Here is a 26,101-nt window from a genome sequence, read left to right as displayed (position 1 = left end):
TTATGCTACGCGGATAATATCGACTACCCCGTTTCCGGTTGAACCGGAAACGGGGCATTGTCCTGGAGTATGTATGAATCCCGAACTGAACTGGAATGAGATTGATACCGTCCTGCTGGATATGGACGGTACGCTGCTCGATCTTGCGTTCGATAGCTATTTCTGGCTGCAATTAGTACCGGAATCGCTGAGTCGTCAGCGTGATATCAGCCTGGATCAGGCACAGCAATTGATCGCGGTGGAATACCAGGCGGTGCGTCATACCCTGAACTGGTACTGCTTCGATTACTGGAGTGAGCGGCTGGGGCTGGATATTTACCAGATGACCAGTGACATCGGTCACCGCGCCCGCTTGCGGGATGACACCACGCCATTTCTGCACGCACTGCGTAAAAGCGGTCGCCGGTCGGTTTTGCTGACCAACGCCCACCCGCATAGTCTGTCGGTCAAGGTGGCCCATACCGGGCTGGATAGACACCTTGATTTATTGCTTTCCACCCATACTTATGGGTATCCCAAGGAAGATCAGCGATTATGGCAGGCGGTGCAGGAAGACATCGGGTTTAACCCGGAACGTACCCTGTTTGTGGATGACAGCGAGCCAATATTGGATGCCGCCAGAACCTTCGGTATCCGCTATTGTCTGGGTGTCCGCAATCCTGACTCGACCAGCCAGCAGGAAAATCGTTTCCGGCAACACCCGTCGATGAACGACTATCTGGCCTTTCTGCCGGACATTCATCAGTCGATTCGCGTCGGCAATCAGGAGTGTTCATGAGCAAAGACCGTCAACACGATGACGACAACGCCGTCCGGTTAGATAAGTGGCTATGGGCTGCGCGTTTTTACAAAACCCGTGCCCTGGCGCGTGAGATGATCGACGGCGGCAAAGTACACTATAACGGCCAGCGCAGCAAACCCGGCAAACTGGTGGAATTAGATGCCGAAATTACGCTGCGCCAGGGTAACGATACGCGCACGGTGATGGTTCGCGCCATCACCGATCAGCGCCGCCCGGCGGCACAAGCACAGGCGTTATATGAAGAAACGCCGCAGAGCATTGAAAAACGCGAAAAGCTGGCCCAAGCCAGAAAATTGAATGCACTGACAATGCCGCACCCGGACCGACGGCCGGATAAAAAAGAGCGTCGGGATTTAATCAAATTCAAATATAGTGACGCGGAATAAGCCGTCGTCACCACGAGAGAACATTATGGCCAATCATGACCAATTACATCGTTACCTGTTCGAAAATCACGCTGTTCGCGGCGAACTGGTCACAGTAAGCGACACTTTCCAGCACATGCTGGCGAATCACGACTACCCGGTACCGGTAAAAAACCTGCTGGGCGAGATGCTGGTAGCAACCAGCCTGTTGACCGCGACGCTGAAATTCAGCGGCGATATCACGGTGCAGTTACAGGGCGACGGCCCACTGAAACTGGCGGTGATTAACGGCAACCATCAGCAGCAAATGCGCGGCGTTGCGCGTTTGCAGGGCGACATTGCCGCTGACAGTTCACTGCGCGACATGGTCGGCAACGGTTATCTGGTGATAACCATAACCCCGACTGAAGGGGAACGCTATCAGGGCGTAGTGGGGCTGGATGGCGACGACGTGGCAGCCTGTCTGGAAAATTACTTCCAGCAATCCGAGCAGTTACCAACGCGTCTGTTCATTCGCACCGGTGAGCATGATGGTCGCCAGTGCGCTGCCGGTATGCTGCTACAGGTGCTACCCGCACAGCACGGCAACCGCGAAGACTTTGACCATCTCACACAGTTAACCGCCACGGTGAAAGCGGAAGAACTGTTTGGTCTGCCGGCCAACGATGTGCTGTACCGGTTGTACCATCAGGAAAACGTCACGCTGTATGAGCCACAGCCAGTCGTGTTCAAATGCCACTGTTCACGGGAACGTTGTGCTGACGCGCTGATGACGCTGCCAGCGGATGAGGTCAGCGATATTCTGGCGCAAGACGGGCAAATCGATATGCACTGCGACTATTGTGGCAGCCATTATCTGTTTAATGCCCAAGACATCGATAACATTCGCCAGTCCAGCGCCAACCCAACCTTACATTAATCACGCTAATTATTTGCGCGCCGTATCACTGTGTGTTAATCCACCACAGATAGTCCGCCAGCGGGCTATCTGTGCTCTCCAGGCTCATCAGTACATTCAGTACATAAATAAGCCACTGGTGTTTTTATCACACCATTCTGCTTACATACCAACCAATTGATTACTTTTCATTCACATGTATAAGCAAAGTTATTAATGAATTTATTTAATTTTTTGATTGGTATCGCGGTTAAAATAAGCTCACCTTCTAGACTTACTATGTAGTACAACTATAACGATCTAGGAGTAGCAACATGCAGATGAAAGGCATTACGCCAGAGGCACTGACGGCTTATGGTATTCATGATGTCCGCGAAATTGTCTACAACCCAAGCTACGATTTACTGTTTACTGAAGAAACATCCCCTACCCTGCAAGGCTATGAGCACGGTATCGAAACCCAACTGGGTGCCGTTGCCGTGGATACTGGCATTTTCACTGGCCGTTCGCCGAAGGATAAGTACATCGTCCGCGATGATGTGACCCGCAATACCGTCTGGTGGTCTGATCAGGGCAAAGGCAAAAACGACAACCATCCGCTTAGCCAGGAAACCTGGCAACACCTGAAACAGCTGGTCACCAACCAGTTGTCAGGCAAACGCGTGTTTGTCGTTGATGCTTTCTGTGGTGCTAATGCCGATACTCGCCTGAAGGTCCGTTTTATCACCGAGGTGGCCTGGCAGGCTCACTTCGTGAAAAACATGTTTATTCGCCCCAGCGAAGAAGAGTTGCAGGGTTTCGAGCCTGATTTCATCGTGATGAACGGTGCAAAATGCACGAATCCACAGTGGCAGGAACAAGGGCTTAACTCAGAGAACTTCGTGGCGTTCAACCTGACGGAGCGCATCCAGCTCATCGGCGGTACCTGGTACGGCGGCGAGATGAAGAAAGGGTTGTTCTCCATCATGAACTACCTGCTGCCACTCAAAGGCATCGCGTCAATGCATTGCTCGGCCAACGTCGGCGAGAAAGGCGATGTCGCGGTGTTTTTCGGTTTGTCCGGTACCGGCAAAACCACGCTGTCCACCGACCCGAAACGCCAGTTGATCGGCGATGACGAACATGGCTGGGATGATGACGGCGTGTTCAACTTCGAAGGCGGTTGCTATGCGAAAACCATCAACCTCTCCGCCGAAGCCGAACCGGACATTTACCACGCTATCCGGCGCGATGCGCTGCTGGAAAACGTGACGGTGCTGGCAGATGGCAGCGTTGATTTCAGCGACGGTTCTAAAACCGAAAACACCCGCGTGTCCTACCCTATCTATCACATCGATAATATCGTGAAGCCGGTGTCCAAAGCCGGGCACGCCACCAAGGTGATATTCCTGACCGCCGACGCTTTCGGCGTGCTGCCGCCGGTCTCCCGCCTGACAGCGGACCAGACCCAGTACCACTTCCTGTCCGGTTTTACCGCTAAGCTGGCAGGAACCGAGCGCGGCGTCACCGAACCCACGCCAACCTTCTCCGCCTGCTTTGGCGCAGCGTTCCTGACGCTGCACCCGACGCAGTACGCTGAGGTTCTGGTGAAACGTATGCAGGCAGCAGGCGCGAAAGCCTATCTGGTCAATACCGGCTGGAACGGCACCGGCAAACGTATCTCCATTAAGGACACCCGCGGCATTATCGACGCGATCCTCAATGGCAGCATCGATGACGCCGAAACCCAGACGTTGCCGATCTTCGATCTGGCGATCCCAACGGCTCTGCCGGGTGTCGATCCAGCGATTCTGGATCCTCGCGATACCTACGCCTCTGTCGAACAGTGGGAAGAGAAAGCGCACGATCTGGCGCAGCGTTTTATCACCAACTTCGATAAATATACCGACACCCCAGCCGGTGCGGCACTGGTATCCGCCGGGCCGAAACGCTAACCAAACAACCGCCGCCGCTCACCCGGCGGCGTTGTCCTGACAGCAGTTTTCTCAATAGCTATTTTCCCGACAGCAAAAAGGCGCGATAACCGCGCCTTTTCTTTGCTATTTTTACCGGTTTCACCTCGGTGGGTCGACATTATTCTTTGTCTTGCCGGGTGCGACCTGTCTGCGTCGAACCACGTCGATGGCCTTCACGTGCACGGACTGAAGCCGTGCCGGATGGATTCGGGAACGTCAGTGGCAAATAAGCCCGCACGCGCAGTCCGCCGCGTTCACTGGTCCCCACATCCAACGATCCATTGTGTGCGTCAATGATACGCTGCACGATCGCCAGACCTAATCCCGTACCGCTAGTGCTGCGGGCGCTATCACCGCGAACAAACGGCTGAAACAGGTGCGCCAACTGCGATGGATCGATACCGGGGCCATCATCTTCCACCTGGAACCAGGCACGCTGTAATTCCCGGCCGCTGCTGACACGAATCCAGCCATTACCATAACGCGCGGCGTTCACGACCAGATTCGCTACCGCCCGTTTAATCGACAAGGGACTGACCTTCATGGGTAATTCGCCCAGAGTCAGTTCACTGTCGATTTCCCGCTCATAACCGCTTTCAGACGCAACCACTTCACCCAGAATCGCATTGAGGTCAGCGACTTCCATCTGCATTTCCTGACCAGTACGCAGGTAGTCGATGAACTGCTCGATGATGGCGTTACACTCTTCAATGTCTTTATTGATAGATTCCGCCAGATATTCATCCTCCTGGCCCATCATCTCGGTTGCCAGGCGAATGCGGGTCAACGGCGTGCGCAAATCATGGCTGACGCCAGCCATCAGCAACGTTCGGTCATCCGCCAGTAACTTGACCCCGGATGCCATCTGGTTGAAGGCACGCGTCACCGAACGCACCTCCGAGGCACCATATTCACGTAACGGTGGCGGAATAATGCCTTTCCCCACCTGAATGGCGGCATGCTCCAGTTCCACCAAGGGTCGATTCTGCACCCGAATAAATAACCAGGCGCCGCCTATCACCAGCAGCATGATAGCCAGGGTATAGCGAAACAGTGGCGAGAAGTCGCCCTGATGGATTTCCGTTAGCGGCACCCGTACCCAGATATCTGGTGATAACCAGGTTTTCAGCCATACCACCGGCGTATTCTTGCTTACCTCAACCCGCACTTCGGTCGGCCCACCCAGTTGCTGCGCCATCTGTTGGCTCAGAAACTTGTAGTGCTGCGCCCAGCGCAGACCGCTCTCTTCGGCTGCGGCGTTGGTGTAGAGCGAAATACCCAGCTCGCGATAAATCTCACGCCGGAACGCCGGGGGGACGTCCAGCGTGGAACCATCTTCCAGTTGCAGCTTGTCCGTCATCAACATTCTGACCTCATAGGCCAGAACTTTGTTGAACTGTTGCAGACTGGGCAGAATCGCGAAGTTAAGCACCACCAGATAGGTGGTGACAAGGCTAACGAATAGCAGAGTAACAATCAGCAACAGCGTGCGGGCGAAGGCGCTGCGTGGTGAGAAGCGCCATCGAATCATGCTTTACTGCCGTCCGGCACAAAAACGTAACCCAGTCCCCAAACGGTCTGGATATAACGCGGATGTGCCGGGTCTTCCTCAACCATGCGGCGCAAGCGGGAAATCTGCACGTCAATGGAACGTTCCATGGCGCTGTACTCACGGCCACGAGCCAGATTCATCAGTTTGTCACGGGACAGCGGCTCACGCGGGTGGCTTACCAGCGCCTTGAGTACCGCGAACTCGCCACTGGTCAGCGGCATAGGCTCATCGTCACGGAACATCTCACGTGTGCCCAGATTCAGTTTAAATTTGCCGAACGCGATAACGGCTTCTTCCTGTGACGGCGCACCGGGCAATTCATTCGCCTGACGGCGCAGTACCGCACGAATACGGGCCAGCAGTTCGCGTGGGTTAAACGGTTTGGGAATATAATCGTCGGCACCGATTTCCAGCCCTACGATCCTGTCCACTTCTTCACCTTTCGCCGTCACCATGATGATCGGCATCGGGTTGCTTTGACTGCGCAGACGACGGCAAATGGACAACCCATCCTCGCCCGGCAACATCAAATCCAACACCATCAGATGGAAAGACTCGCGCGTCAGCAGGCGATCCATCTGTTCGGCATTGGCAACACTGCGTACCTGAAAACCCTGTTCGGTCAGATAGCGTTCCAATAACGCTCGCAGGCGCATATCGTCATCCACAACCAGAATTTTATAATTCTCTTGCATCTCTCTTCTCCAAAGACATGATAGCCGCCAGCGCTTGGTTCCATCACGAAACACAATCTAGTATTGTTCAGAAACCCGCAACGAACTGACAGCCGTTTCTGGTATACATTCTAGGCAAAATTGTTACAAAGGATATAAAAATACGTTGTAATCAAGCCGTTCCCGCCATAATTCACCGTAAGCCACGCTACAAATGACGATTTATCCGCTATGTTATCTCACAGTCGTCGATTATAACGATTTTATGATCTTCACATTTCAGAAAAGCGTATGAAAACCGATCTGATCACTCGCGAAGGCTATGAAGCCCTGCATCAGGAACTGAACTATCTGTGGAAAGAGCGTCGCCCGGAAATCACAGAGAAGGTGGCCTGGGCGGCCAGTTTGGGCGATCGCAGCGAAAACGCCGATTACCTCTACAACAAACGCCTGCTGCGTGAAATCGACCGCCGGGTACGTTATTTGCGCAAACGCCTGCAGGTGGTGCGGGTGGTGGATTATTCCCCCCAGCAGGACGGTAAGGTCTTTTTTGGTGCCTGGGTCGAGGTGGAAAACGAAGAAGGTGAGGTGAAACGCTTTCGTATCGTCGGGCCGGATGAAATCTATGGTCGTAAGGATTACATCTCGATTGACGCGCCAATGGCCCGCGCCCTGCTGAAAAAAGCGGTGGACGAAGAAGCGGTGGTCTCGACACCTGCCGGTCCCAGGGTCTGGTACGTCAATAAAATCAACTATCAGCACCCGATTGACTGACGGTGAAACAGGCAACACTGAACGCAACGGCAGACCCCGATCTGCCATTCATATTTTCTTTCATCTTCCTGACATGTAACTGAGATTTTTTTGCAATAACCCCGTAGCATTCCCCCCTACTGATAACACTCCAAGAATAAAAATGGATAACTACCAGCAGCATGCCCGCACCCTGTTAAAAACCCTGTGGTGCCAAATTTTATTATTGAGCCTGTTGTTGTCCGGCGCCCGTCTGACCATGTTTGCCGTGTTTGCCGACACTCAGCAATTACACCATTACGACGCTGCCGTGAGGCTGATGTGGCTCACCGGGCTACGTTACGATTTACGTGCAGTGTCCATCCTGCTGGCACCGCTGCTGGTCATCGGCCTGGCGATGAGCCTGCATCGCACCGGCTGGCGCTGGGTGCAGCGTATTGCGCCCTGGTATCTGGGGGTATGCGCATTTCTGGTCAGCATCATCGCCATCATCAACTATTTTTATTACCAGACCTACCACACCTACATCGATATCTTCGCTTTCGGGCTCATTGACGATGGCCCGCTCGCTGTCATGACCACCATCTGGCAGGACTACCCGATTGTCAGATCACTGCTGCTGGTAGCGTTGTTTGTCTGGCTGAGCAACCGAATGGGCAGGAAAGTCCTCTTTTCGCAGCCTCAGCAGACTGGGTTTGCACAAATACGGCAGTCAGCACGGCAGCCTCGTTTGCTGCCCAACCCAGTCTTTGTGGTGTACCTGCTGATTAGCCTGCTGGTGTTTTTCGCCATGATCCGCGGCAGCCTGAGTACCTTCCCGCTGCGGCGTAACGACTCGCAAATTTCCTCCGTCACCATCCTCAATAAGTTGACCCCCAATGGTTTAATGGCATCGGCCTGGGCGATGGGTGACAGGGATGACGATATCCACTTCGAGCCGGTAACACGTGCAGCGGGAGAACATTTGCGAATCCAAAGTGGGCTGGCCACACTGGAAAGCCGCACCCCTGCTAATCCCTGGCTGGCCCAGCATCGCCCCAACGTGGTGATGGCGCTGATGGAAAGCATGGGGAGCAATATGTTGGTGTATGACCACCTGCCAGATAACGACATGCTGGGCGCGCTGCGGCCTCATTTCGCATCGGATTTCGTTTTCCGTCGCTTCGTATCAGAAGGCAATGGTACAGCACCGTCGTTCGCTGCCCTGTTTTTCCAAAGCCCTATCCAGAACCTCAGCCATTCATCCGCACAATATAAATCGCTGGATGACACACCTTACGCCACGTACAAAAAAGCGGGCTACAAAGTGATATTCATCACGTCAGGAAGCCGGATGTGGCGTAACTTTGGCAACTATTTACCCCGGCTTGGTGTGGATGAGATTTACGACCAAAGCTCCCTGATGGAACGCTACCCCGAATCACGCGCCATGCTGACCGACTGGGGCGTACCGGATGAGTTTGCGTTTCGCCTGGCGCAACGTTTGCTGACAGAAGCGCACCAGCCGCTCTTCATCAGTATTCTAACCGTCACCAACCATCCCCCTTACAAGGTTCCTGCCAGCTATCACCCGCAACCGGTGCATGCCGGGCCGGAAATGATGGCGCACGCCGAGGTAAGTCAACAAGAGCAAGAATCCATCGCTGCTACCTACCAGTACGCTACCAACGCGCTGGGAGAATTTATCGCTGCGGTGAAATCCTCCCCGGTGGGAGAATCCACACTGATTGCGGCAACCGGCGACCACCAGATGCGCCGTCTGAAGGCACAGTATCCGCATGAGCAGTTCCTGGATCGGGCCGTCCCTTTTTATCTGTACGTGCCAAAAACCATTCTGGCGAACACCGCCTGGCGTTTTGACCCATCACGCCCCGGTTCGCACAAGGATATCTTCCCAACGCTCTACGCTTACAGCCTCGCCGATACCCCCTATTACGCACTCGGCGGGCGCAATATGCTGGCGGAGCAGGACGATACCTCGCGTGCGTTTGGCTACAACCAGGTGTTGTGGATTGATGAACAAGGCGTGATTCCTGTCGGCAGTACCGGACGTTATTCCTGGGATGCAGCCAACCCGATGCTCACCCAGACAACCTCTCACCCCATCAGCACCGAGCAGCAACAGCAAATCGCGGCCTTCCCCGCCTTGCTGCACTGGCAGATTAATGCCCGCGAGCAGGGTTTCACCGAGAAGTAACCACTTACGATGCCTGCCCCCACAGGCATCGTTACGCTCACTTGCTTTTGCTTTACTTCAATTACATTAAGAAAAATTTGTTCTAAGTCTGAAATAAAGATGTCATTTCCCTCCCTTACCGTGACAACGGTGACTATGGAGGCCAATTTATGTTCAGCCTGGATACCATTCTGCAAGATCTTGCTCCGCATCGTCCCACGCCGAAGTGGCAGCGCTCCATTCTGCGCACGATGTTATTCGAAACTGAAATACAGGATTTTGCCCAGCGCTACCCACACCTGAAAGGGTTGGATCTGGTAGAGCAGATCCTGGATCACTTCAGCCTTAACTGCGAAATGGTAGAGGGCGACCTGGAAAACATCCCTAGCCAGGGGCCGGTGGTACTGGTGGCTAACCACCCAATCGGTTCACTGGATGGACTCGCCTTACTGCGTACCGTTGCCAGCGTGCGCCCTGATGTCCGTGTCGTCGCCAGTCAATTACTTTCCTATATCGGGCCACTGAAAAACCTGTTTTTCTCGGTAGATAACTTCAGCAACCGAACCCGGCGCCACCAGCTTGCTGCCATTCAGGAACATCTGGCCGCCGAGGGTGCGATCATTATGTTCCCGGCCGGTGAAGTCTCCCGCATGAGCCTGAAAGGCATCCGCGACGGTCACTGGCATAGTGGCTTTATTCGCATGGCAGCCAAAGCGCGTGCGCCGATAGTCCCAATACACATCAGCGGCCGTAACAGCAACCTGTTCTATCTCTCCTCGCTGATTTATCGCCCGTTATCCACCCTGTTGCTGGTACGGGAAATGTTCCGCCAGCACGGCAACCGGCTGCGTTTTCGCATTGGTGCACAGATCCCCTACCCGACCTGGAGTCAGGGCGAGTGGCAGCCCAATGATCTGGCCGCCCGTTTCCGTCGTCATGTCTACCGCCTGGGACAGGGTAAGCCCGGCAGTTTCTCTGGTGAAAAGCCGATTGCGCTACCCGAAGAGCGCTCGCTGCTTAAACGCGCGTTAGAAAGCTGCGAAACGCTCGGTACCACACCGGACGGCAAGAAAATTTATCTCTACCGTCGCGGCAGTGAAGATTATGTGCCTATCTTGCGTGAGCTGGGACGCCTGCGGGAAATCGCCTTTCGCGCCGTGGGGGAAGGTACCGGCAAACGCCGTGATCTCGATAGCTTCGATGACGACTACCTGCATCTGGTGCTATGGGATGAGCGCGAGCTGGAAATCGTTGGCGCTTACCGGTTCACGCCGACAGCACGTCTGCTGATGGAAAAAGACATCGGTAGCCTGTACAGCCACAGCCTGTTCCAATATGGCGAAGAGATGGCCCCGGTGTTAGCCAGCGGCATTGAACTGGGCCGCAGCTTTATCCAACCCAAATACTGGGGAAAACGCGGTCTGGATTATCTGTGGCTGGGCATTGGCGCCTATATTGCCCGCTACCCGGAATACCGTTATCTGTTTGGCCCGGTTTCCTTGTCCAGCACTTTGCCGTCTACCGCGCGCGACCTGCTGATTGCCTTCTACCGCCTGCATTTCGCGCCCAGTCAGATGCTAGCCCGTTCGCGTCGGCCTTACCCGGCGTCGTTGTCGGACGTATTGCGACAGTTCAAAGGGGACGACTACCAGCAGGATCTGACCCGGCTCAAAAGTATGCTCAGCAACATGGGATGCTCCATTCCTACCTTGTATAAACAGTACTCGGAAGTGTGCGAGCCAGGCGGCGTACAGTTTATCGACTTTGGCGTCGATCCCGACTTCAACAACTGCGTCGATGGCCTGGTACTGGTGGACTTACAGCAACTGAAACCCTCACGCTATCAGCGCTATATCGCACCGTTCTGCGACAACACGTAACCCGTTTGCGGGTCGGCTTACGTCGACCCGCCACAAACCCTCCATTTGTCTGACTGGCATTTTGTGCCATCAATCCGTATAACTGTCCCCCAGTTGTCTATCCTTGCAACATTCATTATCTCGCTAATTACACTATCTTGTTGATAACACTATTTTGTTGATAACACTATGACGAATGCATTAAGCCAGATTATTGCCAGCGAATTGCAGGCGCGTACCGAGCAGGTGAGCGCGGCCATTCAACTGTTGGACGAGGGCAACACAGTCCCGTTTATCGCTCGCTACCGTAAAGAAGTGACCGGCGGGCTGGATGACACCCAACTGCGTCAGTTGGAAAGCCGCCTGTCCTACTTGCGCGAGCTGGAAGAACGCCGCCAGACTATCCTCAAATCCATTGAGGAACAGGGCAAGCTGACCGATGTGCTGGCCGCCTCCATCAACGGTACGCTGAGCAAAACCGAGCTGGAAGACCTCTACCTGCCTTACAAACCCAAACGCCGTACCCGTGGACAAATCGCCATTGAGGCAGGGCTGGAGCCGCTGGCAGACAGCCTGTGGAACGACCCAGCGCAAACACCGGAACAGGCGGCAGAGGCTTACGTCAACGCCGAAAACGGGGTGGCCGACGTCAAAGCGGCGCTCGACGGTGCACGTTACATTCTGATGGAACGCTTTGCCGAGGACGCCGCGCTGCTGGCCAAGGTGCGTGATTATTTGTGGAAAAACGCCCATCTGGTGTCCCGTGTGGTGGAAGGCAAAGAGGAAGACGGTGCCAAATTCCGCGACTATTTCGACCACCACGAACCGCTGTCGCAAGTGCCGTCGCACCGTGCGCTGGCAATGTTCCGTGGCCGCAACGAGGGTGTATTGCAACTCTCATTGAATGCCGACCCGCAGTTTGACGAGCCGCCTAAAGAGAGCTACTGCGAGCAGATCATCATCGACCACCTGGGTTTACGCCTTGGTAATGCACCGGCAGACAGCTGGCGACGTGCCGTGGTGAACTGGACCTGGCGCATCAAGGTGCTGCTGCATCTGGAAACCGAATTGATGGGCAGCGTGCGTGAGAAAGCCGAAGACGAAGCCATTAACGTCTTCGCCCGTAACCTGCACGATCTGCTGATGGCAGCACCTGCCGGTATGCGCGCCACTATGGGGCTGGACCCTGGTCTTCGCACCGGTGTAAAAGTGGCGGTGGTGGATGCAACTGGTAAACTGGTAGCAACCGACACTATCTATCCGCACACTGGTCAGGCAGCCAAAGCCGCCGCCATCGTCGCCGCGTTATGCATCAAGCATCAGGTAGAGCTGGTCGCTATCGGCAATGGCACCGCATCGCGTGAAACCGAACGCTTCTTCCTTGATACCCAGAAGCAGTTCCCAGAAGTGAAAGCGCAGAAGGTGATCGTCAGCGAAGCGGGGGCTTCGGTCTATTCGGCCTCTGAACTGGCGGCGCTGGAGTTCCCGAGTCTGGACGTATCGCTGCGCGGCGCGGTATCTATCGCTCGCCGCCTGCAAGACCCGCTGTCCGAACTGGTCAAGATCGACCCGAAATCCATCGGTGTCGGCCAGTACCAGCATGACGTCAGCCAGACTCAACTGGCGAAAAAACTCGATGCGGTGGTGGAAGACTGCGTGAATGCCGTCGGCGTCGATCTGAACACCGCCTCGGTGCCGCTGTTGACCCGTGTGGCGGGCCTCACCCGGATGATGGCGCAAAACATCGTCAATTGGCGTGATGAAAACGGCCGTTTCAACAACCGTGCGCAGTTGCTGAAAGTCAGCCGCCTCGGCCCGAAAGCCTTCGAGCAATGCGCCGGCTTCCTGCGTATTAACCACGGCGATAACCCGCTCGATGCCTCCACCGTCCACCCGGAAGCCTACCCGGTGGTGGAGCGTATTCTGGCAGCAACTGAGCAGAAACTGCAGGATCTGATGGGCAACACCAGCGCGCTGCGTAGCCTGAAACCGGCCAGCTTCACCGACGATCGCTTCGGTGTGCCGACGGTGACCGACATCATCAAAGAGCTGGAAAAACCGGGTCGCGACCCGCGCCCGGAATTCAAAACCGCCAGCTTCGCCGACGGGGTGGAAACCCTCAACGACCTGATGCCGGGCATGATTCTGGAAGGTGCTGTCACCAACGTCACCAACTTTGGTGCGTTTGTGGATATCGGTGTACATCAGGATGGGTTGGTGCACATCTCTTCACTGTCGGATCGCTTCGTGGAAGACCCGCATCAGGTAGTGAAAGCCGGTGACATCGTTAAGGTGAAAGTGCTGGAGGTCGACCTGCAACGCAAGCGCATCGCGCTGACCATGCGGCTGGACGAACAACCGGGCGAAGGCAATAGCCGTCGTGGCGGCGGACGCGAGCGCGACAACGCGAATGCCTCCCGCCCATCGTCGCAGGCGGGCAACAAGGCACGTCCACGCCAGACCAGCAGCACCCCAGCCGGTAACAGCGCCATGAGCGACGCACTGGCGGCGGCATTTAAGAAACGGTGATAGCTCAACACTGCATCCGTCTCACACAAGGTGGCCGGGTGCAGTGTTTAAACACATATTAATTAACCATTTAAAAATAAAGCGTGTCGATTAGAAGACAAAAAAGATTATTGCTCCGTCTTTTTATTCAGCACACGTTCTAATACCGCCCCTATTTGTTCTCTTACTGCAGCCGTTTTAATTTTCCCTTTACCCGCATAATTAACCGTAGGATTGGAATAGCGATTTATTTCTCTGGCTATATCCAGCATAGGGTGACCATATCGCCGTCCCTGAGTACTTTCGCTTTCTAGTGAGACTACTCTTGCAATAACGTCGATAGTGGAGTCAAGCATGACTTGCATTTTCATATTGGTATCAGGCAGCAAGTCATGTACTTTCCTTAATACCGTTTGCTGCGCTTCCACCAAAAGCGACGAGGCAATCACGTAATTAGATACCAACTGAATGGTCAATCGTTTAACCATTTTATTAAAATTAGAAAAAACAACGCCATCAGAGCATATTACAGGTAAGTTTTCTAAAAATGAGAAATAGTTATTTCCATCATATTCAAGTATCGAGCCATATTCTTGTTTTGTATATTCAGTGTAAGCATAGATATCTTTTTTAGGACCTCTAACTTTCGATTCTGAAATGACTAAATGTTTTTCTTCCGGATTATATGCTAATACATCAATATCGCTCCAGCCCCCTTGACCAGTTTGATATGCAAATCTGACTTTGGTCCAGAATCCTTTTAATATCCATTCAGACTCGACAATTGATTCAGACACCATTGCTTCAGACATGATTGCTCCTTGCCATATTTTTCATTTGTTCTGAATAAAATTCACCACATGCTCCACAAACGCCTCCGGATGGGAAATAAACGGTGCGTGGGCGGCTTTCGGTATCACGACCGAAGTGGAGTGCGGGTACTGCTCGTCCATCAGCGCGGCAACTTTACGCGGCACCAGCCCATCGAGTGCGCCATACACACGCAGAAATGGCGTCGTCAGCCCGGCCAGTTCCTGGCGTAAATCCACCCGACGTAGAATCTCCAGCCCGCCGTCCAGCACTTCCACGGTGGGTGACGGTTGCGTCGTGACGACCGCCTTCAATAGACGCGCGTCTTTTCTGGCGCTATCGGTACCCAGCGTTTGCAACGCCAGAAACCGCTCAATAGTGCCGGAAAAATCCTCGTTCAGTAGTTGCTGGAAACCGGACAACACCAGTGGTTTGATTCCGGGCCATTCATCTGAGGCCTCAAAACGGGGTGAAGAGGCCACGGTAATCAACGCGCTTACCCGCTCTGGCGCGCGGATCGCCGCCAGACTTGCGACCAGTCCACCCAGCGACCACCCCAGCCAGACAGCTCGCGCGGGTGCGCCTGCCAGTACCGTCTCGGTCATCTCCTCCAGCGACATAGCGGGGAACCCTTGACTCTGACCATAACCCGGTAAATCCACACAATGCAGGCGAAAATGCGGTGCCAGCCGCACAACAATGTTGTTCCACACTTTCGAATTCATTCCCCAGCCATGCAGCATCACAAGTTCGCATGCGCCTTCTCCTTGCGTATACCAGTGCAATGATTCCATGAGTTATTGTGTCCTCCGTCAGAAGTAGAGTAGAAGTTGAATAGTTCAGGCCATGCTGCCCGCGGCCTGATAACTCAGGGAACGAGACAATGTTGACGATCATGGCACAGTGCTGGCTATGCCAGCAGCCGCTCTATCATAGTCATCACGGAATTTGCAGTCACTGCCGCTGTCATCTGCCCCAACCACTTGTCTGCTGTCCACGATGCGGATTGCCTTCGGCCTCAGATATCCTGCCGTGTGGACGTTGTCTGCAACAGCCGCCACCATGGCAGTCGCTCCTGTTTGTCAGCGACTACCAGCCACCGCTCAGCCGCCTGATTACACGGTTCAAATTTCAGGGACGTATTGAGCTGGCTCCAACGCTGGCTCGGCTGGTACTGCTGCACTGGCAGGGATGTCGCCGGGCCACGGCTCTGCGCCTTCCCGACGCTTACCCCCGCCCTGACGCTATCGTCACCGTTCCGCTACACCGACGGCGTCACTGGCGTCGAGGGTTCAACCAAACCGACCTTATCGCGCGCTGGCTGGCACACTGGCTGGGGTGTGCCTATGACCCTGATACCTTGATTCGCGTGCGCTATACCATTCCCCAGCAATCGCTGGGAGCCCGTTCACGGCGTCGCAACCTACGCGGCGCGTTTCGATGCCGACAGGATGTCATCAGCCAGCGCGTCGCTGGCAAACGGTTAGTGTTACTGGACGATGTGGTGACCACCGGCAGCACGGTGGCCGAGGTCAGCCGCACGCTATTGCGTGCCGGTGCGCAACACGTTCAGGTATGGTGTGTATGTCGCACCTTGTCGTAACCGCCGGGATGGGCGTATTATAACCAACTAGCGTAGTCAACTATTGAGTTAACATTATGATTCGTATTACCGACGCTGCTCAGGAGCATTTTGCCAAACTGCTGGCAAAACAGGAGGAAGGCACCCAGATTCGTGTCTTCGTTATCAATCCCGGTACACCTAATGCCGAGTGTGGGGTGTCTTACTGCCCGCCCGATGCCGTCGAGCCGAACGATACCGAGCTGAAGTTTGAGAAATTGTCCGCTTATGTGGATGAACTCAGTACGCCGTATCTGGAAGACGCCGAGATCGACTTTGTGACCGACCAGTTGGGTTCGCAACTGACCTTAAAAGCGCCGAACGCCAAGATGCGCAAAGTCGGTGATGATGCTCCGCTGATGGAACGGGTGGAATATGTGTTGCAGTCTCAGATTAACCCACAGTTGGCAGGTCACGGCGGCCGTGTATCACTGATGGAGATCACCGAAGAAGGCTACGCCATTTTGCAGTTCGGTGGCGGTTGCAACGGCTGTTCGATGGTGGATTACACGCTGAAAGAAGGCATCGAGAAAGAGTTGCTGCAAAAATTCCCGGAACTGAAAGGGGTTCGCGACCTGACCGAGCATCAACGCGGCGAGCACTCCTATTATTAAGCGGGTGTCATTGACACGCATGTCGTTTACGCGAATATCGTTTTGAATGTCATGAGCGGTCAGTCATCTGGCCGCTCGTTGTTTCTGGTTATCCCGTCGACGCGAACTCTCGTCACTCAGGCTTTTTTGTCTCTCCCTGCTCTCCCTGCTTTGCATTATCCGCCGGTTGATCCGCTGCTTTGGTCGTCTTTTTGGTTCGAGATGGCACTGGGCCGCCACGGCGCAAATCAATATCCCGAATCAGCCGTTCCAGATAGCGGTCAGTGAAAATAGAATCCAGCGGACGACTCAGCTTACGTCGCCAGTTGGGGTATTCCTGGTCGGTACCAGGCACATTCACCGGCGTTGCCATGTCCAGCCAGTCTTCAAGCTGCAATCCCAACAACGCGCTGGCGCTGTCCGCCAGATAACGCTGCACACCCCGGTTCAGCTGAGCACTCATGGTGGTCAGCGACGCATTACGCCCGACGCGCTGGGGCAGCAGCCCCTGTTCATGCAGCGCATCCAGCAGCCCTTGCTTGGCGCGCTCACGTGCATCGTATTGCTGCTTCAACAACGCCTCTGACGGGTACAACCCAAGATCTTTGCCCAGCGTCAGATCGACCCCCTGCCAGTAGCCGCGTAACGTCGCCAGGTCGTGTGTGGTGATGGTTGCCATCGAACGGGCTGGGTACTCATCCGGGGTGCGAAAACGATCGTGCTGATCCTTTTCAAAAAACAGGACTTTATAAGAGTAGATACTGTTGTCGGGCAACTTGTTGACGATCTCCTCCGGTACCGTGCCCAGATCTTCACCGATCACCAGGCAGCGGTGGCGATGGCTTTCCAACGCCAGGATCCCCAGCAAGTCATCCACCGGATAAAGCACGTAGGCACCGCGGCTCGCCGTGCCGCCATTGAGGATCCACCACAGACGCAGCAACCCCATTACGTGGTCGATACGCAATGCGCCACTGTGTGCCATATTGCTGCGCAGCAAATCGATAAACGGCTGATACCCACGCTGGCGCAGCCGTGCCGGGTGTATCGGCGTCAGGTTCCAGTTTTGCCCAGCGGGCCCCAGCGGGTCCGGCGGCGCACCGATGGTTACCGACAGGCAATGCAACTGCTGGTCGCCCCAGGTATCGACGCCACCCTGCGCGACACCCACCGCCAAATCACGATAGAGGCCTATCGGCATACCCAACTGTTTACTATGGGAAAAACAGGCGGCCAGTTGTTCATGTGCCAGCCACTGCAACCAGCAATAGAACTGCACATCATCGGCGTGTTCCTGCCGAAAGCGTAGCGTCGCATCGCTGTGGGCATCGTGGTATTCCTGCGGCCACTGCAACCAGTCAGCAGCCGGTTTACCTTGCAGCTTCATCCACGCCTGCAACGCATCATAGGTGGCCTGCTGTAGCAGACTTTCATCATGGGTTTTCAGGAACTGTAGAAAAGCGGTTTTACGCGGATCCAGCGCGCTACGGCCAGTGAAGTGACCAAATGCCAGGCGCAATGCCGTCAGTTTCAGGTGGGTCACCGCAGTATAATCCACCCATCGACTGGCGCGGGCCGCCGTCAATTGTCGTTGGATGTCGTCTTGCATCCACCAGGCCTGGGCTGCCTGACTTTGGTGAAAATCATCCACCTGATTCACATCAATATAGATAATATTCAGCCAGTTACGTGAAGAGGGGCTATACGGGCTGGCCGCTTCCGGCTCTGCCGGATACAGCGCATGCAGCGGGTTAAGGCCGACAAAAGCGCCCCCTCGACGCGCCACTTGTTCCACCAGCGTCTTCAGATCGCCAAAGTCGCCAACCCCCCAGTTATCCGACGAGCGCAGGGTATACAGTTGTACCATGACTCCCCACCAACGCTTCCCCTGTATCAGCGGGTCCGGTTCGTAGCAACGTGTCGGCGCGACAATCACCCGGCAGGACCACTGTTGCTCACCCTGCGTGAGCAATAACTGGTGGTAGCCGAGCGGCAGATTGTCCGGCAACATCAACGTTGCCTGACCACCTGAACGGCCTTCGATAACGCCGCCTTTTTCAAAGATGAGCGTCCAGATATAGTCGCCCTCGCCATGTAACGGCAGCCTGTACTGCTGCCCCTGACGAAACACATATACTGAGGGCAAGGGGGCTACCGCAGGTTCCGCCACATCCAGCAATTGCAGCAACGCTTTACGGGTGTCGCTATCGATTGCCTGTTCATTACCGTAAGCATCTTTATAGGTATCAGCGATCCCCTGATGGTGGGGTACAGATTTTTTTGCTTTCAACGCCATGGTATTGATTCCTTAATCACGCATCGTCCAGACGCGTTTCTGATAATCATGAATTGCCCGATCAGCACTGAACATGCCCATATGAGCCGTGTTCAGAATGCAGCGACGCGTCCATTCATCAGGTTCACGGTACAGTTCATCCACACGCTGTTGAGCCTGGCAGTAAGGGGCGAAATCAGCCAAAACCAGATAGGGATCACCCAGTTTTAGCAGGCTATCGAGCAAAGGGGCGAACGCCGTTTTATCTCCATGGCTGAACTTTCCTTTTCCCAGTTCAGTCAGGATTTCCTTTAATAGTGGATTCTCGGCAATGTAACGGGTGGGTTTATAGCCGTCGGCAATCAACGTTTTTACCTGCTCGACGGTATGACCGAAGATGAACAGATTCTCCGCACCGACTTCCTGCGCCATCTCCACATTGGCGCCATCCAGCGTCCCCACCGTCAAAGCACCATTCAACGCCAGTTTCATATTCCCCGTCCCGGATGCTTCCTTGCCTGCGGTGGAAATCTGCTCTGATACATCGGCTGCCGGAATAATCCGCTCCGCCAGCGATACTCGGTAATCCGGTAAAAAAACCACTTTCAGGCGATCATTGACCCGTTTGTCCCGGTTGATGTGTTCCGCCACACAGTTGATGGCGTAAATAATATTTTTGGCCAGAACATAGCCCGGTGCCGCTTTGGCACCAAACAGGAAAAGGCGCGGCACAATATCCAATCCAGGTTCGGTAAGCAATCGCTTATATAACGATAAAATATGCAGTAAATTCAGATGTTGCCGCTTATATTCATGCAACCGTTTGATTTGCACATCAAACAACGCGCTCGGATCGATGGCGATGCCGTAATCGCGCCGTAAAAATTGTGCCAGTTGCGTTTTATTGTCCTGCTTGATGCGGCGATAGCGCGCCTGAAACGCACTATCCTGTGCGTAGGGGGCCAGCCCTTCCAATAACGTGAGTCGGTTACCCCATTCGGTACGCAGGGTGTCGTCTATCAATGAAGACAGCGCCGGATTGCACTGCTTGAGCCAACGGCGCGGCGTAATGCCGTTGGTGACGTTATGAAATTTCGTCGGCCACAACTGGTGGTATTCCGGGAACAAGTCGCGTACCACCAGGTCCGAATGCATCTGCGCGACGCCGTTCACCGCAAAACACGCCACCACGCACAGGTTCGCCATTCTCACCTGACGGCGATACACCACCGCCAGCCGCGCCCAAACTCGCTTATCGCCCGGCCAGCGAGCGTCTACCTGCTGGCGCAGATGCGCATTAATGGTTTTGATTATCGACAGATGACGCGGTAATAACCGACCGAACAGCCGTTCATCCCAGCACTCCAGCGCTTCCGGCATCAGAGTATGGTTGGTGTAAGCAAATAAGCGCCCGGTCAGTTGCCAGGCCTGCTCCCACGATAAATCGTATTCATCCAGTAACAGGCGCAGGGTTTCGGGAATCGCCAGCGTCGGGTGGGTATCGTTTAGCTGCACCACCTCATAATCGGGTAATGTCGCCAGCGGCCGTCCGGCACGCTCATGCCGCCGGAAGATATCCGCGATCGCGCAGGCACATTGGAAATATTGCTGCATCAGGCGCAATCTTTTACCTGCCGCATGATTGTCGTTCGGGTAAAGCACTTTGGTCAGGCTGGTGGCAGCGATACCCTGCTGCTCGGCTTTCAGATAATGGCCCGCATTAAACTGTTCAAGATCAAATGGCTCGCTGTGAGTAGCCTGCCATAGCCGCAACGGCTGTACACGACCATTGCGATAACCGATAACCGGGATATCAGTGGCTTCGCCGATGACAACCTGATCCGGAATCCAACGCTCGCGGCCATCCGGCTGGATGACCAACTCACCGCCGAAACCGACTTCTACCGCCAGTTCCGGGCGGGGACGCGCCCAGGGATAATCGTCTCGCAACCAATCATCCGGGGTTTCACGCTGGAAACCCGCGTCAAAATGCTGACGGAACAAGCCATATTGGTAATGCAGGCCGTAACCTATCGCCGGTTGTCCCACTGTCGCCATCGCATCCAGATAACAAGAGGCCAATCGCCCCAACCCACCATTACCCAGCGCCGGGTCAGTTTCCTGCTCCAGCACGTCACTCAACTCCAGTCCGTGCCCGGCCAGCACCTCCGCCACCGCGTCATACCACCCCAGATTGAGCAGATTATTGCCGGTCAGGCGACCCGGCAGGAACTCCATCGACAGATAGTTCACATGCCGCGATACCGACGTGGCGGCATCAGGTGGAGACGACTCGGCAGCTATCAACACATCCAGTTGCTCCGTCAACGCCGCACTCACCAATTGCCAGCACTGGCGTAACGACAGTGCCTGTAACGACGGCTGAGCGAGAGCCTGCAACTGGCGTTGCAACGCCGCTGTAAACTGGGAAGGATTGAATAAGGGTGACATCGTGCCTCTCTCCTTTGCGGGTGATGGAAAAAGGCACGTCGGGATCAGCACAACTCCAACTGTACCTTATGTTGTTCGATGATTTTCAGCACACTGGGTGGCGGTAACTGATCGGTAAAAAGATAGTCGATCAAATCCATGTTGCCCAAGTTGACCATCGCATTACGGCCAAACTTGGAATGGTCCGTCACCAGCATCACGCAACGGGAGTTTTCGATGATTGCACGCTTGGTGCGAACCTCGTGGTAGTCAAACTCCAGCAACGAGCCATCCATATCAATGCCACTGATGCCCAAAATGCCGAAATCGAGCCTGAACTGAGAAATAAAATCCAGCGTGGCCTCGCCAATGATGCCGCCATCGCGGCTGCGCACCTCGCCTCCCGCCAGTATCAGGCGGAAGTCTTCTTTGGCGGTCAGTAACGTTGCCACATTCAGGTTATTGGTGACCACGCGTAAATCCTTATGATTCATCAGCGCGTGAGCCACCGCTTCCGGTGTCGTACCGATATCTATAAAAAGCGTAGCACCATCCGGAATTTGACTGGCGACCTGCCTCGCAATCCTGGCTTTTTCATCAGACCACATCATTTTTCGATCATGGTAAGCCGTATTCACTGAACTGGAGGGCAACGCCGCGCCACCGTGGTGGCGATGGATCTTGTTTTGTTCCGCCAGATCGTTCAGATCACGGCGAATGGTCTGCGGGCTGACTGCAAAATGTTCCACCAGCTCTTCGGTACTGACGTATCCCTGCCGACGCACCAGATCGATAATGGCGTCGTGCCGCTGTGTTTGCTTCACATTAATCCCCTCAAACGCCGACATGACCTCATGTCGGCCAACTAAGAAACCGCGCTCATTGTAAAATGCACACGGCAGTAGCCACGCGGCTCTACACCACGTATCAGGCTGCGGTAACGGTATGATAGCGTTAACGACGATGCTGGCGCGTATCCCACCATGCCATCAACACGCCAATGACTAACCCCGAGACATGCGCTGCATTCGCGATAGACATGCCCAAAATATCGAAATACCCGGCCACCAGCCACACCAGCGCGAACGCCATCAGCCCGCGTTGAAGATGCAGCGGCCCGCCCGGCTCACGCTCGCCACGTAACCAGACATACCCCATCAGGGCGTATACCACGCCGGACAAACCGCCGAAATAGACGCCGCTAAACCAGGACTGTACCCACCCGCTAATCGCGGACGACAGCAGTAAAATCACACACAATCGCCGGGTACCCAAGACACGTTCCACCGGACCGCCGAGGTACCACCACCACATCAGATTAAACAGCAGGTGCAACAACGAAAAATGCAACAACGCATGGCTAAACCAGCGCCAGAGTTGCAGGGTCTGGGTGCTATTCGGGAAGGCCAGCAGCGTCATCATGCGATTAACACCATACACCTGCATCAACAGGTAAACCGCAATGGCAACCACCAGCATACCCAGTGTCAGCGGCCCGGCACGCTGACGCAAGGTTTGCAGATAGGAATACGACGGGTAACGCAGCCCACTGTTGGTGGTGCCGCTCTGCCAACTGGCGGCCTGATAACGCTCATGCCACGGCTCTTGCAGAAAACGCTCCAGTTCCTGCTTTACCCGCACCTGCTGGCTTTCGTCAGGCAGCCAGATATCCACTTCATTCCCGTTAATACGGGCCACCAGCCGGATCTGCTGCGTGTGCATATAGTCGACAAACGCCTGCGCCAGACGCGGATTGGATAGCGCAACAATTCGAATCATGACAATAGCCCAACGCTTCCCGCCAATGAATTTATGTCTTCGATTCTAAAACATTTGCCACCCGGAACGCAGCGCAATAACCGCTGATTATCTTGCCTATTTCAATATCAGTGTGACGGCTTTCACATCTTGCCACTCTGCGTACTGACAGCCTCTCGTACTGCCCGGTAGATGTAGTAGGGATTTTTGTTTACTTCCGTTTTATCCGACATCCTATGATCACGGTCACTTTTCAACCAGGGCGGCTCCATTACTCTCATTCAAGAGGTGTTAACGGTATGTTTCTTGAAGAACGCAGAAACAAGATTCTGGACTATCTGGATCAACATGATCGCGTCAGCGTGGAGTATCTGGCCGAGGTTTTTTCTGTCACCAGAGAAACCATCCGCAGTGATCTGAATGCGCTGGCCCGACAGCGATTAGTTCAACGCTGTCACGGCGGCGCCATTATGATTCGGCGTAGTCTGCAATCTCAGCTGATTACCGAAACCGGGAAAGACTTCGAAGTCCTGTTAAAAAAAATAAAGAATCAGGTAAGAAATAGAAGTACCCGAAAAAAGGATAAAACCATGAAAGGTAAAGTATGTATTCTTGGTTCGTTTAATGTGGATATTGTTGCCAGGGTCGCCCGTTTTCCTAAAGGCGGAGAATCATTGCTGGCGCAAGGCAGTGCGTTGGGGCCGGGTGGAAAAGGCGCAAATCAGGCGATGGCTGCCAGCATGGCCGGTGCAAAAGTGCATTTCGTGTCTAAAGTGGGAAAAGACCAATTCAGTCATTTCGCGTATGAGCATTTGTCAAAATCCCCTATTCATTCCTTTAAATTATACCAGTCTGAAACAGAACCCACCGGCAATGCGATTATTTATGTCTCGCAACAAAACGGCGAAAATATGATTGCCATTTATTCTGGGGCGAATAAAACACTGACCGATGAAGAAATCGCTGAGATTATGCCCGACCTGGAAGACGCAGATGTGTTATTGCTGCAAATGGAAAATAACTTCCCGGCAACCTTGAGCGCCATGAAATTAGCCAAAGCGCTCGACACCCGAATTATCCTGAATCCGGCACCGTATTCCGATGACGTCGTATCCTGCCTCGATTATGTGGATATCATCACCCCAAATGAAACGGAAGCGTCGCTCTTATCCGGTATTGAGATCAGTAACCTTGAGAGTGCCAGACAAGCCGCGCAAAAAATCCATGCGCTTGGTGCCGCGCGGGTGATAATCACCATGGGAGCCAATGGCGCCCTACTATTTGACGGCCAGCAATTTCAGCATATCCCGGCCTTTCCTGCCGTCAGCGTGGATACCACCGGCGCTGGCGATGCGTTCAACGGCGCCTTCGCGGCTGCCGTCGCCGCCGGGCAGAGCGTGGCGCAGGCCGCCACGTACGCGAATGCGTTTGCCTCTCTGGCGGTCGAACGGGAAGGTGCGGCCAATATGCCAACGCATCAGCAAGTGACAAACCGGCTGGCACAACGCTAATCCCCACACCCTATTTTAAACACCCCGAAGCGATTTTCGGGCAAGGAGAAAGAGAATGAAAAGCATCGAAGGCATCGTTCCCGTCATGCTGACCCCGTTTAACACCAGAAACGAAATAGACTACCCCGGTCTGGCAAAGCTGATCGATTGGTATCTGGACAAAGGCGTGGACGCGCTGTTCGCCGTCTGTCAGTCCAGCGAAATGCTGTTTCTCAGCCTGGAGGAGCGCGTGAATCTGGCGCGTTTCGTTGTAGAACAGGTTGCAGGGCGCATACCGGTTATCGCATCCGGTCACATCAGCGACGACATTAATGACCAGATAGCCGAATTGCAGGCGATGTCGGAAACCGGCATCGACGCACTGGTGTTGGTCACCAACCATCTGGACCCGAAAAACCAGGGCTCAGAGACGTTCTTTGATACGCTGGAGACCTTGCTGGCATCCCTGCCTGCGACACTGCCGCTCGGCCTGTACGAGTGCCCGGCACCGTATCGCCGCCTGTTAACCGATGAAGAGTTGATGCACTGCGCCAACAGCGGCCGCTTTGTGGTACTCAAAGACGTGAGCTGCGACCTGCCGACGGTAGAACGTCGGGTGAAACTCACGGCTGGCACACCGCTGAATATCATCAACGCCAACGCCGCCATCGCTTTTCCGGCAATGCGCGCCGGTTCCAAAGGCTTTAGTGGCGTGTTCACCAATTTCCACCCGGAGCTCTATCAGTGGCTTTATTCCCAAAGCCAGCAGCAACCAGAACTGGCGCAGGAACTGGCGACCTTCCTGTCACTGGCAGCAGTGACCGAAACGTTGGGCTACCCCAAAAACGCCAAAATTTACCACCAGCGTCTGGGGACTTTCGAGCACGATAACTGCCGGGTCACCAGCGATAATGTGCTGGAAAAATTCTGGGCCTTGTCGGTGATCCTCGATCAGATCCGGCAGGGAACAGAGCATTACCAACAAAAAATCCAATAACGATAACGTCACTTTTTTTACCGGCGTATTGTCCGGCAGGTGGAAATATCCCCCCTGCCGGTTTAATGACACAACCTTGTCGCTCACCAGGAATAACCCACTATGATTATTTGCGATCAACAAAACTGGGCTCTGGAAAAATACGCGTTACATCCGATTATTCACCAGGCCATCGATTATATCTCTACCACCGATTTCGCCGTTATGGCGATCGGAAAATATGACATTATCCCTGGAAAGATGTTCTGTCTATTACAGGAGTTCACCACCGAACCGGCCGCGGACAGGCTGGCAGAATCGCATTTCCAGTATGTCGACATTCAGTATTTATTACAGGGAGAAGAAACTATCGGCGTTGCGCGAGGTAGCCGTCGTAATACCGTGATTGAAGATAAAAGCGAACAGCACGATATTGTTTTTTATCGTGACACTCAAAACGAGAGTTTTATTTCATTAACACCAGGCATGTTTGCCGTTTTCTTTCCGGAAGATCTACACCGGCCATGTTGCCAAAGCAATGGCCCCTCTTTTATTCGAAAAGCAGTTATTAAAATTCACATCAGTTTATTTACGGATTGCTGATTA

At 54.3% G+C, this 26,101-nt stretch carries 21 protein-coding genes; 13 read left to right on the top strand and 8 right to left on the bottom strand.

From position 1 onward, the window contains the following. Positions 1-73: 73 nt before the first annotated feature. The 4 genes from yrfG (at position 74) to pckA (ending at position 3,999) form a co-directional block, all read left to right on the top strand. Positions 74-778: a GMP/IMP nucleotidase gene (gene yrfG, locus FGI04_RS20710; RefSeq protein WP_407274159.1), complete on the top strand. Its 705-nt coding sequence runs from the start codon at positions 74-76 to the stop codon at positions 776-778. Then, a complete protein-coding gene (gene hslR / locus FGI04_RS20705) occupies positions 775-1,188 on the top strand; it encodes a ribosome-associated heat shock protein Hsp15 (RefSeq protein WP_342699284.1) in 414 nt (137 codons plus the stop codon). The genes yrfG and hslR overlap by 4 nt, the downstream gene beginning before the upstream one ends. A 25-nt stretch (positions 1,189-1,213) precedes the next feature. Then, positions 1,214-2,086: an Hsp33 family molecular chaperone HslO gene (hslO, locus tag FGI04_RS20700; RefSeq protein ID WP_210175168.1), complete on the top strand. Its 873-nt coding sequence runs from the start codon at positions 1,214-1,216 to the stop codon at positions 2,084-2,086. Positions 2,087-2,379: 293 nt separating this feature from the next. After that, positions 2,380-3,999: a phosphoenolpyruvate carboxykinase (ATP) gene (pckA, locus tag FGI04_RS20695; protein ID WP_342699285.1), complete on the top strand. Its 1,620-nt coding sequence runs from the start codon at positions 2,380-2,382 to the stop codon at positions 3,997-3,999. Between the two features lie 139 nt (positions 4,000-4,138). Here pckA and envZ read toward each other — a convergent pair whose 3' ends face one another. Continuing rightward, on the bottom strand, positions 4,139-5,551 hold the full coding sequence (gene envZ, locus FGI04_RS20690; RefSeq protein WP_407321896.1) for a two-component system sensor histidine kinase EnvZ: 1,413 nt from the start codon (positions 5,549-5,551) through the stop codon (positions 4,139-4,141). Continuing rightward, on the bottom strand, positions 5,548-6,267 hold the full coding sequence (ompR, locus tag FGI04_RS20685; RefSeq protein ID WP_001157747.1) for an osmolarity response regulator transcription factor OmpR: 720 nt from the start codon (positions 6,265-6,267) through the stop codon (positions 5,548-5,550). The genes envZ and ompR overlap by 4 nt, the downstream gene beginning before the upstream one ends. A gap of 270 nt (positions 6,268-6,537) precedes the next feature. Between ompR and greB the strand changes: the two genes are divergently transcribed. From greB to FGI04_RS20665, 4 genes are all read left to right on the top strand, one after another. Further along, the gene (greB, locus tag FGI04_RS20680; RefSeq protein WP_342699287.1) at positions 6,538-7,020 is read left to right on the top strand and encodes a transcription elongation factor GreB; all 483 of its coding nucleotides are present in this window, start codon (positions 6,538-6,540) and stop codon (positions 7,018-7,020) included. A gap of 142 nt (positions 7,021-7,162) precedes the next feature. Further along, on the top strand, positions 7,163-9,196 hold the full coding sequence (locus FGI04_RS20675) for an LTA synthase family protein (protein WP_407274161.1): 2,034 nt from the start codon (positions 7,163-7,165) through the stop codon (positions 9,194-9,196). A 149-nt stretch (positions 9,197-9,345) separates the two neighbouring features. Further along, positions 9,346-11,055 carry a bifunctional ornithine lipid synthase OlsF gene (gene olsF / locus FGI04_RS20670; protein WP_407337191.1) on the top strand — a complete coding sequence of 570 codons (1,710 nt, stop codon included), beginning with the start codon at positions 9,346-9,348 and terminating at the stop codon, positions 11,053-11,055. Between the two features lie 168 nt (positions 11,056-11,223). Further along, positions 11,224-13,563 (top strand): Tex family protein, encoded by a 2,340-nt coding sequence (locus tag FGI04_RS20665; RefSeq protein WP_407337190.1) that lies wholly within the window; start codon positions 11,224-11,226, stop codon positions 13,561-13,563. Between the two features lie 107 nt (positions 13,564-13,670). Here the strand turns inward: FGI04_RS20665 and FGI04_RS20660 are convergent, their stop codons facing one another. Together FGI04_RS20660 and bioH are read right to left on the bottom strand one after the other, a co-directional pair. Next, entirely contained in the window at positions 13,671-14,354 is a 684-nt protein-coding gene (locus tag FGI04_RS20660; protein ID WP_407274162.1) for a hypothetical protein, read from the bottom strand. Between the two features lie 21 nt (positions 14,355-14,375). Next, a complete protein-coding gene (gene bioH, locus FGI04_RS20655; protein ID WP_407337189.1) occupies positions 14,376-15,146 on the bottom strand; it encodes a pimeloyl-ACP methyl ester esterase BioH in 771 nt (256 codons plus the stop codon). Positions 15,147-15,235: 89 nt separating this feature from the next. Here bioH and gntX point away from each other — a divergent pair, with 89 nt between their 5' ends. Beyond that, positions 15,236-15,955, top strand: a complete 720-nt coding sequence (gene gntX, locus FGI04_RS20650) for a DNA utilization protein GntX (protein WP_342699293.1) — start codon at positions 15,236-15,238, stop codon at positions 15,953-15,955. 56 nt (positions 15,956-16,011) lie between these two features. Further along, positions 16,012-16,587 (top strand): Fe-S biogenesis protein NfuA, encoded by a 576-nt coding sequence (gene nfuA / locus FGI04_RS20645; RefSeq protein ID WP_342699294.1) that lies wholly within the window; start codon positions 16,012-16,014, stop codon positions 16,585-16,587. Positions 16,588-16,699: 112 nt separating this feature from the next. Here the strand turns inward: nfuA and malQ are convergent, their stop codons facing one another. The 4 genes from malQ to glpG all read right to left on the bottom strand — a co-directional run bounded on the left by malQ (position 16,700) and on the right by glpG (position 23,050). After that, positions 16,700-18,862, bottom strand: coding sequence for a 4-alpha-glucanotransferase (gene malQ / locus FGI04_RS20640; protein ID WP_407337188.1), 2,163 nt, complete (start codon positions 18,860-18,862; stop codon positions 16,700-16,702). Between the two features lie 12 nt (positions 18,863-18,874). Further along, positions 18,875-21,292 (bottom strand): maltodextrin phosphorylase, encoded by a 2,418-nt coding sequence (malP, locus tag FGI04_RS20635; RefSeq protein WP_407337187.1) that lies wholly within the window; start codon positions 21,290-21,292, stop codon positions 18,875-18,877. Between the two features lie 44 nt (positions 21,293-21,336). Beyond that, positions 21,337-22,095: a DeoR/GlpR family transcriptional regulator gene (locus tag FGI04_RS20630; protein ID WP_012768014.1), complete on the bottom strand. Its 759-nt coding sequence runs from the start codon at positions 22,093-22,095 to the stop codon at positions 21,337-21,339. Positions 22,096-22,225: 130 nt separating this feature from the next. Beyond that, the gene (gene glpG / locus FGI04_RS20625) at positions 22,226-23,050 is read right to left on the bottom strand and encodes a rhomboid family intramembrane serine protease GlpG (RefSeq protein WP_342699297.1); all 825 of its coding nucleotides are present in this window, start codon (positions 23,048-23,050) and stop codon (positions 22,226-22,228) included. Positions 23,051-23,328: 278 nt separating this feature from the next. Here glpG and rbsK point away from each other — a divergent pair, with 278 nt between their 5' ends. From rbsK to FGI04_RS20610, 3 genes are all read left to right on the top strand, one after another. Next, complete coding sequence (gene rbsK / locus FGI04_RS20620) at positions 23,329-24,540, top strand: putative transcription factor/ribokinase fusion protein RikA (RefSeq protein WP_038905885.1); 1,212 nt, start codon at positions 23,329-23,331, stop codon at positions 24,538-24,540. Positions 24,541-24,595: 55 nt separating this feature from the next. Next, positions 24,596-25,516 carry a Dap2 family DHDPS-related protein gene (locus FGI04_RS20615; protein ID WP_342699298.1) on the top strand — a complete coding sequence of 307 codons (921 nt, stop codon included), beginning with the start codon at positions 24,596-24,598 and terminating at the stop codon, positions 25,514-25,516. Between the two features lie 102 nt (positions 25,517-25,618). Next, complete coding sequence (locus tag FGI04_RS20610; protein ID WP_342699299.1) at positions 25,619-26,098, top strand: NanQ anomerase/TabA/YiaL family protein; 480 nt, start codon at positions 25,619-25,621, stop codon at positions 26,096-26,098. Positions 26,099-26,101 lie beyond the last annotated feature (3 nt).

The sequence above is a fragment of the Dickeya ananatis genome, assembly GCF_019464615.1.
GTDB lineage: Bacteria > Pseudomonadota > Gammaproteobacteria > Enterobacterales > Enterobacteriaceae > Dickeya > Dickeya oryzae.
Note: the sequence above shows the minus strand (reverse complement) of the source record. Positions and strands in the feature narration are given on the sequence as shown.